Annotated in this window: 9 protein-coding genes and 3 pseudogenes; 4 read left to right on the forward strand and 8 right to left on the reverse strand. The window is 49.5% G+C overall.

Annotated elements, in window-relative coordinates; genetic code table 11:
• Window positions 1-404 precede the first annotated feature (404 nt).
• The 3 genes from P406_RS26640 to P406_RS26650 are packed head-to-tail and all read right to left on the reverse strand — an operon-like array spanning window position 405 to window position 4,277.
• On the reverse strand, window positions 405-1,643 hold the full coding sequence (locus tag P406_RS26640) for an MFS transporter (RefSeq protein ID WP_046237858.1): 1,239 nt from the start codon (window positions 1,641-1,643) through the stop codon (window positions 405-407).
• Complete coding sequence (locus tag P406_RS26645; protein ID WP_052739365.1) at window positions 1,633-3,225, reverse strand: carbamoyltransferase C-terminal domain-containing protein; 1,593 nt, start codon at window positions 3,223-3,225, stop codon at window positions 1,633-1,635. The genes P406_RS26640 and P406_RS26645 overlap by 11 nt, the downstream gene beginning before the upstream one ends.
• A complete protein-coding gene (locus P406_RS26650; RefSeq protein WP_046237860.1) occupies window positions 3,222-4,277 on the reverse strand; it encodes a SagB/ThcOx family dehydrogenase in 1,056 nt (351 codons plus the stop codon). Before P406_RS26650 ends, P406_RS26645 begins: the two co-directional genes overlap by 4 nt.
• A gap of 852 nt (window positions 4,278-5,129) precedes the next feature.
• Between P406_RS26650 and P406_RS26655 the strand changes: the two are divergent.
• Window positions 5,130-5,498: pseudogene (locus P406_RS26655) on the forward strand (ABC transporter permease); the annotation flags it as partial.
• On the opposite strand, the gene P406_RS29915 reads toward P406_RS26655, so the two are convergent.
• Together P406_RS29915 and P406_RS26660 are read right to left on the reverse strand one after the other, a co-directional pair.
• Window positions 5,418-5,714 (reverse strand): aminotransferase class III-fold pyridoxal phosphate-dependent enzyme, encoded by a 297-nt coding sequence (locus P406_RS29915; protein WP_144431146.1) that lies wholly within the window; start codon window positions 5,712-5,714, stop codon window positions 5,418-5,420. The pseudogene P406_RS26655 and the gene P406_RS29915 overlap by 81 nt on opposite strands.
• A 73-nt stretch (window positions 5,715-5,787) precedes the next feature.
• A complete protein-coding gene (locus P406_RS26660) occupies window positions 5,788-6,975 on the reverse strand; it encodes an MFS transporter (RefSeq protein WP_082100988.1) in 1,188 nt (395 codons plus the stop codon).
• 142 nt (window positions 6,976-7,117) lie between these two features.
• On the opposite strand from P406_RS26660, the gene P406_RS26665 reads away from it, so the two are divergent.
• Together P406_RS26665 and P406_RS26670 are read left to right on the forward strand one after the other, a co-directional pair.
• Entirely contained in the window at window positions 7,118-7,666 is a 549-nt protein-coding gene (locus P406_RS26665; protein WP_046237862.1) for a CGNR zinc finger domain-containing protein, read from the forward strand.
• A 411-nt stretch (window positions 7,667-8,077) separates the two neighbouring features.
• Window positions 8,078-8,314, forward strand: coding sequence for a hypothetical protein (locus tag P406_RS26670; RefSeq protein WP_004665131.1), 237 nt, complete (start codon window positions 8,078-8,080; stop codon window positions 8,312-8,314).
• Window positions 8,315-8,667: 353 nt separating this feature from the next.
• Here P406_RS26670 and P406_RS26675 read toward each other — a convergent pair whose 3' ends face one another.
• Entirely contained in the window at window positions 8,668-9,636 is a 969-nt protein-coding gene (locus P406_RS26675; protein ID WP_046237863.1) for an endonuclease, read from the reverse strand.
• A 30-nt stretch (window positions 9,637-9,666) separates the two neighbouring features.
• Here P406_RS26675 and P406_RS28470 point away from each other — a divergent pair.
• A pseudogene (locus P406_RS28470) lies at window positions 9,667-9,870 on the forward strand (IS3 family transposase); the annotation flags it as partial.
• A gap of 82 nt (window positions 9,871-9,952) precedes the next feature.
• On the opposite strand, the gene P406_RS30465 reads toward P406_RS28470, so the two are convergent.
• Together P406_RS30465 and P406_RS28475 are read right to left on the reverse strand one after the other, a co-directional pair.
• Window positions 9,953-10,201, reverse strand: a complete 249-nt coding sequence (locus tag P406_RS30465) for a tyrosine-type recombinase/integrase (RefSeq protein WP_370737619.1) — start codon at window positions 10,199-10,201, stop codon at window positions 9,953-9,955.
• Window positions 10,202-10,374: 173 nt separating this feature from the next.
• Window positions 10,375-10,563: pseudogene (locus P406_RS28475) on the reverse strand (IS3 family transposase); the annotation flags it as partial.
• Window positions 10,564-10,613 lie beyond the last annotated feature (50 nt).

The following is a 10,613-nucleotide window of genomic DNA, read 5'->3' on the forward strand; positions in this document are numbered from 1 at the left end:
AGCTTGAAAACCGAGTGGATAGCGGCATCATCAGCAATAGCAGATGCTTCTCTTGAAAACGATCGCGAAACTCTCCAGCATCCTGAGCTGTACCTGATCCTCGACAACTAACTTGAAGAACGCCGGTGTAGCTACCTTGAACACTGGAAGTCTCTAGGTGGACGTTCCTCTTTTTGCGATTCATGATCGGCGGGTCAACTTCAGTTTTGCCGTCCATAACGTCAAAGGACGAGCGCGCCTGCAGCCTGGAGAATATATTTTTTCGCATCCCTATGCCGTGTAGCAGTTGGGCGATACTTGGGCGATAGCGATCCTAGTACGCCCTAATCCTACGAAGTCTCGAATAAAATAACACTTACGAATTGCGTAGAAAAACTAAAGAAACACCATCCAAGAGTCAGTTATCACCCGCAATCGCCCACCGCTGGATCGTCATTGCTCCGCATGCAAAACATTGCAATTCCGGTAACGACAGCTAAGATACCGCTTAGGAGGAAGACAAAGCCAAGTGAACTATATTTTACCAGCGATGAGCCTATCAAAGGCCCGATTATCATCACAAAAATGAGGGCGCTTCTAGCGCTGGCGCTGACGGTTGCAATCGTTTCTAGGTCGCATCTTTGCTGCAAGGTCACTGCAAAATACATCGCAGTGAGGGCATAGCATATGCCGTTGAGAACCCACAGAGCATAAAGAAGTAAAATTGAGATATGCATGTTGTTAAGGAATAAGATGCCGGGCATCAGCACTGTGAAGCCAAAGCCACACATAGCCCCTGACAGCAACGATGAATGAGAGCAAGAGGTGATGGCTCTTTTATAGATAGTAGCTCCTATTATCCCACCAACCGCGGTACAGCTCACGATTACTCCAAAGGATGCGGCATTATACCCCAGTTGTTTTAAGAACAGCGCGAGAAGTGGATCATAGACGCCTAATAAAAAGCTTTGGATGAGCGCGGCAGTAAAGGAAAATTTTAAAATCTTTTCCTGGCCGAGCGCCACTAGGAGAACTCGAAAGCTAGGTGAGCTAATGGCGCGGGAGCGCGAAAAATCTTCGTTGGTAGATGGAGTGGATAGTAAAAATATAGTTAAGGCTCCAACCATGGCTAGAAATGCAGAAAACAGGAAACCGAAGCGGGCAAAAATAACCTGAGCTAGAATGCCTGCGAAGAACGGGGCACAAATTTTGATGATCTGGTCTATAACAGTCAATAAACCGATTCCAGATGCCAGTTGAGAGCTGGAGAATGACTTTTTAATGATCACTTGCTCTGTAGGCATTGCCGCAAGATTCGCAATTCCCTTAAAAAGCACTGCTATAAGAAATAGCTCAATGGTAGGAGCAAATACAAGGGCAAAGGATGTTATGCCTCTCGCCAAGTAGCTGATGTAAAGAGCCTTTATCGGATCCGATCTGTCTATTGCCCGCCCTATGAACGGGCCAAGTATAAGCCCTGGTAGACCATAGAGAGCCGCCGCAACGCCGACAATGGAGGGCGTGGCAAGCCAGTAATATGCCGTTAACGAGAATATTAGGACAAAATCGATCCAGATTATACTTGAGCTTATAATTCTGTTAAGTATCACGATTAGAAACTTGGGTTTTCGCCAGCTTATGTCATCTGTCCTATCAACAGTCATCTGAAAATTCCTTTATCATAAAAGCAGTTCCGTTTAATACGAATCCGTCTAGGCCTACTGATTTAGCGTAATCTAAGAGGTCGGAACTCCGGTTGATGAATCCCATTCTGTTGAAATTCAGGGACGTGTTGCATAAGACCCCCACGCCAGAAGTCTCTCGAAATTTTAACAGTAACTCAAATATTTCGGGGTTTTGCTTTTCATTAACTGTTTGAGGCCTAGCCGAGCCGTCAACGTGGCTAACTGCTCTAAGTCTAGCATCCTTGACCTGGCTGAAATAAAGCATGTGTGGGCTTGGTTTGGTGAGCGTAAAATATTTTTGGTAGTCGTCTTCCAAGCAAATCGGAGCGATCGGACGAAACATTTCCCTTTTTTTAATTTCATTCAACTTATTTAGTGTGTCTCTATGAAAGGGCTCGGCCAGGAGTGAGCGATTACCTAATGCTCTTGGGCCAATTTCACATTTGCCATTTACCCAAGCAATGACCGCTCCTTTGTTCAGAGCACTTGCAACACCTGCTACACCACTTTTAATACGTATATAATTGTCAATCATCGAGAAATCACAGATTCTCAAGTCATCAACAAAATCTTGGCCGGAGTACACTGACCATTTTATCTTCGCATCGCCGGTGTATAAGAACTGGGCCTCTGCGGCGGTTCCCAAACCAGCGCCAGTGTCATTTGTACAAGGCGGAATGAACGTATCCGCAAAGAGCTCGCAGGCTTGCCATTCCGCGTTCCAGTCACAGTTTAGCCCACAACCTCCTGTAATGAGGAGAGGCCGTATGTCCTCAACAAGTTCGCTTATACTACTGTGAAATATCTCGAATAATTTGTTTGATGCGAGTCGAGCCAGCCGCTTAGACGCTTCTGAAGCAACCCCGCTGTTGAAGGCCTCATACTCATTGAAATCTTCCTTATGGAGAGATGTCTTTTCCTGAGGTGCCGAGAATATTTTATCAAGAATCGCGGTCTCTTCCGCGGAAGGTACAATACTACTATCGCAATAGGCAGCTAATGCCATCAGCTTGCCCGCGTCCCCCAGCCTAACTCCTCCTCTAGGCAGATTAAAGGTTGGATCGACTAGCGCGTAAATGAAGGCATACCTAATACCGGGATCGACGAGTATATCCTTTAATTTTGTGATATTAACGTTAGCATCAATCGAATAGAACGCGCCGAGATGTCCTTCCCAAAGCAAAGCATAGACTGGCTCACCCTGATCATAGGGTGACATTGCGTAAGCGCAGAACAGGTGGGATCGCTCATGAGTCGAGCTAAAGAGAGCCGTCTGAGTACCCATGAAAGAGATCATCTTTTGCTCAGGGACTTGCAATCCGGAATAGCCAGCTCCGACTGGCACCCCCATAGGATCCCATCCCCTTGACCATCCACTGACAGATATAACATCCGGAACATCACCGATCTGCATAAATGCATCGATCGTTGTAATTATATCCAGTTCTTGATACCTAAATCCCGTATCCTTTTCCGCCTCGTAAGAAAACTCAAGCGCCCCATCTTTTACATACGTTATATGCCCGTCATGTCCTGGCTTTACCGCGACTATCTTCATCATTTATTCCTCTGCATTACGAGGTTTAATGTTTCTCTGTCCACGGCGCCTTCCCCTATACCACCTCCTAAAAAGAACATCGATGACTCAATGCTTTCATTCAGGCCGAGAAGTGAATTTACCTCTTGATCTAGAAAATAGCCGGTAGGCCATGACTGAACATCCAAACTCGCGCACACCATCTGAAAGGTCTGTATAAGACATCCTATGTCAAGCAACGCTACTCGGTACGCCCGGGAATGCGGATATTTCCACCACATCTTGTCGAAACGAGTCGATATGAATATGCCGAACGCTAGATCGCTAGCGAAATCTTGCTGACAAAGTAGCCTAGCAAGTTCCTGTGGCCTAACTTCATTGCCAAGTCTGGTAAGCTCATGTTTGTGACCTGCGTAGTGGTAAATACCGCTCGGAACGCCCGTCACGTTAATTATTATGACATATGGCTCGCTGGGGTGCAGCGACCCCCCAGACGGGGACGTTTTACGATAACCAACAGGCGCTAAGCCCAGCGCCTGCAGGTCATTTCTATCGTTGCCATGGACATTTCCAAATGTAAGCCACAATGCAGTTGAGACTTCATCAATGGTCAGAGGCTTGCCCGTGAAAGCTCGACATGTCTGACGCTCCATAAGGACGTCAATAAATGGCTTATTATTTTTTGTGTTGGATGGGTGCGGCAAAGGCAGGCGAGGCCCGACGCGTTCAATTAAAAGCTCTGGAATTTTATCTGATAGCGATTCACAGAAGGCGAGATATTCGGCAGAGGAGGAGGTTATTGATCCTCCATCGAATCCAGCGCTGTTTACAACTTGTGTTCCAACGTGAAATATACGTGACAGGCAATCCCAGCCCCATTCGCTGGGGTCTGCGTCATCCATGATTTTTGAGTTGATTATATCCAGATCTATCTGAGAATCAGTAACTTGTTCTCCCCGTGTTAAATCTAATATTCGACTTAGATGAGGCAAGCCGATCTCATATTGTCTGTGCCTTTTATAGTCCCACAGCACGAGATCGCTGCCCACGATGCGTATAAAAAAAGCTGGCGACATGACATATCCATATGTATAGCCAGCCCCTCTAATTCAGAGGGGAGGCATTGGTGTGAGAGGAGAGTGTTTACTTAAGCTGTTGCAACACGATCATCAGATACGCGCCGTTCGACTGCAGGGAAAGGCTCGGTTCAATTTTTACAGGCTTCATATTTAGATCCTTTATCAAAGTTGATATCGAAAATGTGTCGGTCATGCCGTAAGTAACCCGACGGCCAAAAAAAAATAGCTGAATGCTTTTTTCTCGTCAAATAAATATTATCTGATTAGTTTTGGTGCGCTAGCTCCCACTCAAGTGCACCAAAATATATTGTCTCGATCATCGCCATAAATATCCTTTAAATCTAATGCTTTATGAGCCCCAATCTGGAGTGATAGCTGTTAGGCATGTTGTAACAGCAGCGGCACTGTGCACCATCACAAACCCAAGCCTTGATGGCCAAGGATCACGATGGCACGCCTGGTCTGGTCGATCAAATGGGCGAATTCGAGGGATGCCAAGAACAGGTCAATTGGCTTCAGAGGCTCAACATGTTGTAGCGCAGGAATCTAGACTACTCTCGCGAACGTCGAACGCTGTTGCCATGATACTGACGCTCCCGCCGCTGACTGAAGGGGAGGGTCTGCTGTGGGGAGAGGGCGACAGGGCATTTGTAAGACGTTGCCTTACGATTTGGTGCGCATGCGCTGAACGCGACCAAGGGAGCTGGGCACCAGTATCAAAGTGCTCCGTCCTAACCCCTACTCACGGCGCGAAGGTCATTAAAGTATCAAGTACTTGCCTTAGGGTCTTGCCCAACGGCTTATCCTGACGTAGCACAATTCAAAGCAGCCGCGCGGGCTTAGGCTTGAGTGGGGCTGCTGGCTGGCTACTTTGGTGGCAAAACTGATGCCTTCATTAGCTACCTGATTACCTGTCGCCTCGCCATGCCGGTCCGTCATGGTTGCGCTGGCCTCGGCTTCCTTAGTCGGCGGTTCGCTAAATGTGGTGATCACACTGCTGGGGTATTGCTCTGGGATCGCGTTGCAGTGGTGACTCGCGCTGCGGTCATCCAGATCCGGCATGCCGAATTTGTAGCGGCTGCGCAGTCAATGGGTTGTTCCACGCTGCGCATCCTGGTTAGTGAAATTCTTTTCAACCTAGGTGGGGCGCTCATCGTCGTCGCTACCTTGGAAATGGCCCACGCGATATTGCTCGAAGCCGCTTTGTCCTTTCTCGGCGGAGAACTGAGTTCGATATGTATAGGCGATTTTTTTGATTTGCTCACTTGCCGCTTCGGCGATAGTGTTATTGCCATTTCCTAAATTAGCTACCATAGCTCCAGAACTTCCATCAATGTAGCTTTTGCCATGTTCGTCGAATAGCGTTGCACCTTGACCGTGTGAAATTGTAGGTGGCGTGAAATTGTAATTTGAGCGCAGCAGTGATCCGTTCATGATTACTCCTCTGAGCTGGAGTTAAGCGAGAGATTCGCAGCCTTGCCAATTGCAGGCTCAGGCTTCTAACAAATCACGCGAATTGAGTATTCGACTGCAGTGCACGTTTGAAGTAAGTTGATAATGCGAACCCTAGACAGGATATCGCGCTTAATGTTAACCATGTGAGCAGGGCTGAGCTATTCATCACTAACCAGCTGCCTATGTAGTAGCCTCCTGCTCCAACTATAGCGGATGCGGCACTAACTATTCCGAAGTATGTGCTTTGGCTTTGAATTGGAGCAATTTCAGCAACGAGAGTTTCATTCATAGGCAGCATTAGCGTCTCAATGCCAGTGTAGAGGACTACGAAAACCAGGAACCATATTGGCATTTGGGTCACAGGCACAAGCGCATATATAGCTGCTGCGACCACATACAAAATGGGTAAGGTGGTTGCAGGGCGCAATTTGTGTATGAACGCCATTGATGCAAACATGAATACTATGCCTGCAATACCGTTAGCCAAAAAAATTATAGGGGCAGAATTTGGCCCAGCAATTCCAGTATAATAAAGAGGGAACGACACATAAAGCTGCGCAAAGAGAAAGTACCAGGGTGAGCAGCAAATTATTAGTCTTATGAACCGAGGGTCACGTAACGCTTTTTTCAAATCTCGTAAGATATTCCCTCCGGTTGCTAACGCTTTGCTCTCGACTTCGATCGCAAACCCGCCTAAGACGAGAACTGCGAATAAAGCTGCACTACAAACGAAGGACAATCGTATATCAATGTGAGACACAATAGCTGCTAATAGCGGCCCGACTATTACGCCGGCGTTTAACATCTGATTATTTACCAGAAAAATCTGCGTATGCGACTTTTGATCTTGTCGACCGAAAATTGCGTAAAGCCCCGAGTCGTACAAGGCCACTCCAGTCCCCATGATGGTCGCAGCAAGCATTAGCATTCTCCAATCGGTCACATATGCGAACACAATCAGACCGATACTCCGCATAGCCAGCCCGCCGATGAGAAAACGCTTGGCATTGAAGCGATCGGCGAGCGATCCCGTGATTACAGGTAGCGCTTGTGCTGACGGCAGATTTGCCGCCATCACGGTACCGACCTCTAAAGAGGTCAATCCCATAGTGCTCGCCAAGTAGACAGCCACTAGCGGAACAACCATGAAATGCGACGCATTCATGACGAACTGTATCGCGAGGATGGGCCACATTTTGCTTGGCACCTTCCGGTAGTTCGAGGAGAGGCTTGCTATCATGTCGGTGGAACACTCCGCTTAGACGCCAAATTTGGCGGGTGGGGCGCCTGTCATCGCTGCGTAACCGGCTAAGATGCTTAGGAGGTTAGCTTGATCTCGTTTCTTTGCAAAAATATTTCATCCGCAAGCTATCGGAAAAAAAATGAAAATTGAGCTCGAAACCCTCAGGGCGGTCGCTAATACGTTCTCGATCTCGCATGAGACGCGAGAATTCTATGACGAGCTTCCGGAGCTTCTGCTGTCTGAGAAATCATGGTTTGATCGCTTCGGGCAGTTTCCTAACCTGAAGCGCAGCGCTTCAAGGGGGAACGAGCTGGCGCGCGTGCGAGACTCACTGCGTCGCTTTATTTTGCGAGAAGAGGGCGCTGACGCTCGGTTGAGCGAGCTATTTGTCGAGAAAGGGCTTCATATCGGCGTGGTGACTGACGACTCTTCGGTAACGGCAACGGTCATCGCTTCAGCTGATGGTGACGCTTCCAGTTATCTACTCAGTGTTGCAGCGAACCTCATCATTAGAGGTGAAATCGTTAAACTGAAGATATGCCCGGATTGTCGTTGCGTCTTCATCGACAACACTCGCAACTCAAGTAAGCGCTGGTGTGGGATGACGAAGGGCGGGGTCAACGGTCGAGCTTGCGGAACGATTGCTAAGGTCAAGGCTTTCCGCAGCAGAAAAGCAGCAGCTAAATAGAGGAATGCTCCTGTTGTCCATCCTGGGAAGGTGGTGGATTTGGCCTAACGTGTCTCCTCAACTGCTAAGAATGGCTGCCAGGGATGCGGCAGATCCGGTTACAGACGATCACCAGTATTGGCTAGGTCTTTTAAATATGTTCCCCAGATGCGGCGCGCACCATCTCAAACCCAGCCACCCAGCCACCCAGCCACCCAGCCACCCAGCCACCCGGCCATCAGCTAGCGGTCGTTGATTTTGCGCTCAAAGCTATAGAGCACCTCGTCTGGCCGAGCATTGAACGTCTTGTCATTTTTCGGCATGAGAAATCCATTCGCAATCAAGGGCGTTCACGTTGTAATGATCATCAAGCAGGTTTGCGGAACTCGTCTATGCTCCAGCTTTCACTCAGGGATGATTCAAGGATGGTCAATGAGACGTAATTTTGAAGTCGCCAGATGCATCCTTTTTTCTGTCCAGGAATCCCCCGACATTACTGGAATTACCTATCTGGACTTGGACAAGTTCGCTGCAGCTGCCGGACTCTCGGGGTACGACTGGTCTTACGGAATGAGGTTGATGGTGGATGGTGGTTTTTTGGGCTGTGACAACGGGAGGTATCAGCTTACCTGGGCAGGGCACGACTTGCTGGATCAACTGAGTAAATAAGCTGATTTTGTTCCCATAGCGATCAACCTCTGCAAAGGCGATATGGGATCAGACCCAGCTCTCAAGGCTGGGTTTTTTTATTGTGTGTACTCATACGGCTCGCATTTTGGCGCGAGCAACAATACCTAAAATTTTCATTGGCAGTACACATTCCGGAAAGACGCCGTCCTACCAGGCATCCAGGTACCTGGCTTAACATGCGCTCAGCGTGCGCTACCAGTGACGGGTTCGTAGCTGATGAAGATGGCCATTTTTAGGTCGATGAGCTGCACTGGGAATCGCGCTGCGCAGCGGATCGTCACCTCACAAAACTGAGTGATTGAGCTGCATCTTTTCAAATCAATGCCGGAACCTCATTTGCAATTTCCTGCCTTCCGATAGCCCGCCGCCGCTGCCTCGGACTCTGATCCAAAAGCAACCTGATTCTTCGCAGACACGTTGTCGTAACTCGGACAGCCTACTGGCATGTGATAAATGTGGCTGTTTTTGTTGCCAACGATTGTTCCGGTCGAAGCTGAACCGGCGGCTTGCGGCACGTCGGATGAGGACGTGGTAATTCGCGGAGGCAGGGTGTTCACGACACCGTCGCCAAGAGGCTTATACCCTGTTATCCAAGCACGTTGGCCGGTTACGAACGGGTTCGAGTGACCCATAATCGCGGCGATGCGCTTGTTTCGTTCTAGCTCCCAGGAAGTGACGGGGAATTGTTTGTCCCATGCCATGAGTAGCTGTTGCTGCTGACGCGACATGTTCAGGTTGTAGCGATCAAACATGTAGAACGTCGTCCTGGCCACCAGACCCTTGACCTCATCGCGAGGTTCTGCGGCGCGTTGATCGAAGTCAACCTTGGTCTTGCACTGCCCATACTGTGGTGCGACCCCTGAAGCCATTCCGTAATTGAAATTGCTCCGATCGCCATTCACTTCGCCCACTGATGGGTAGAGGTTGAAAAGATCGGCCTCCATCGCTTGGAACACAGGGTCATCCTTCACGCAATGCTCACGACCACCTTCCTGCCAACATTGCCGTTGATGCCCGAATGTCCAGGCTGGGACGATGTGTTCCCACTCAACTCGGTCAGCTCGGTTCGCTTGTTTTCTAGCTTGAAGGCCACAGGAACTTGCGTCGACTCGACCCCCTGATTTTCCTACCCATGTCCACTTGCAACCGCAATAAAGCTCGCCCATTGAGCTACTGGCTTGATCGAGATAGACCTGTTGCTTCGCGACGACTTTAGCTTCGGTGAAGGTGGCAGGTGGTGCAGCAAAAGCAGAGAGGATCGGTGGCAGGGACAACGCGACAGCAAGCAGTATTCTTTTCATGAGGACGGCAGTGGCAAATTGAGCGGGGCAGTATACGAGCAGTTCGGACAAAGTCGAAGCGCTGCAGGCAGCTGCAGAATCGTGTAGATGATACTGGAAGATGGCGAGTAAATCGGTCGGTTCAAAGTGCGTGGCTCGATGCGTGAACTGGGATTGATCAGCAAGCAACCGGGCTCACATGCTTATAAAAAAGCAACAGTGGAGCGGCCGGACATTCCGAGTGCTTTGAATCGAGGTTCGTACTACGTGATTCAGCTCCGCGGCCGACGACACTTAGCAACGGTTTGATCAGGTGGCCAGCATGGATAATGAGGATCTACGGATTTTCCTTAGGCGGCAACGCTTTAAGACTCATAGGGGCAGCGCGGGCAGCCAACCCTCCAAATGACACGCCCGCATCCACATACCGTAGCGCCGACTTCATATCCTTCCAGCCCACATAGCTCATCAGCCCTTTGACGTCCCACCCATTGGCCGACGCCCAGGTTGCGAAGCCTCGTCGCATCGAGTGGGTGCTATAGAGCTCTTCAGGCAGTCCAGCCTCCCTGAATACACGCCGCAGCATCGGAATCAAGCTGTGGGGTTGGATGGCCTTCTCGGCAAGATTTCCCCAGCGATCCAGACGCCGAAACACGGGCCCCTTGGCGATGCCTGCAACCGTGACCCAGTTTATATAAGCCTCGACGGGGCAGAGCACTTTTAAAGCTGGGGTTTGGAAGGTCGTCCCTTCTGTAGTGGTCAACTGATCCCGGACACGACGTTAAGGTTTTTCTCGTACTGAGCGGGTGCCAGTCCATCATTGAACTGGTGTGGCCGAACCCAGTTGTAGCGATGCATCAGATAATGACTGATATCCCGCTGTGCCTCTTGGGCCGTCATGTAGCCCACGGCGGGTATCCACTCGGTTTTCAAGCTGCGGAATACACGCTACCCAAGATCAGGAGAGCGTCGTGTAGGGGAAGAGGGGAGATCTCAGG

The sequence above is a fragment of the Pseudomonas syringae pv. coryli str. NCPPB 4273 genome (assembly GCF_000972175.1).
GTDB lineage: Bacteria > Pseudomonadota > Gammaproteobacteria > Pseudomonadales > Pseudomonadaceae > Aquipseudomonas > Aquipseudomonas syringae.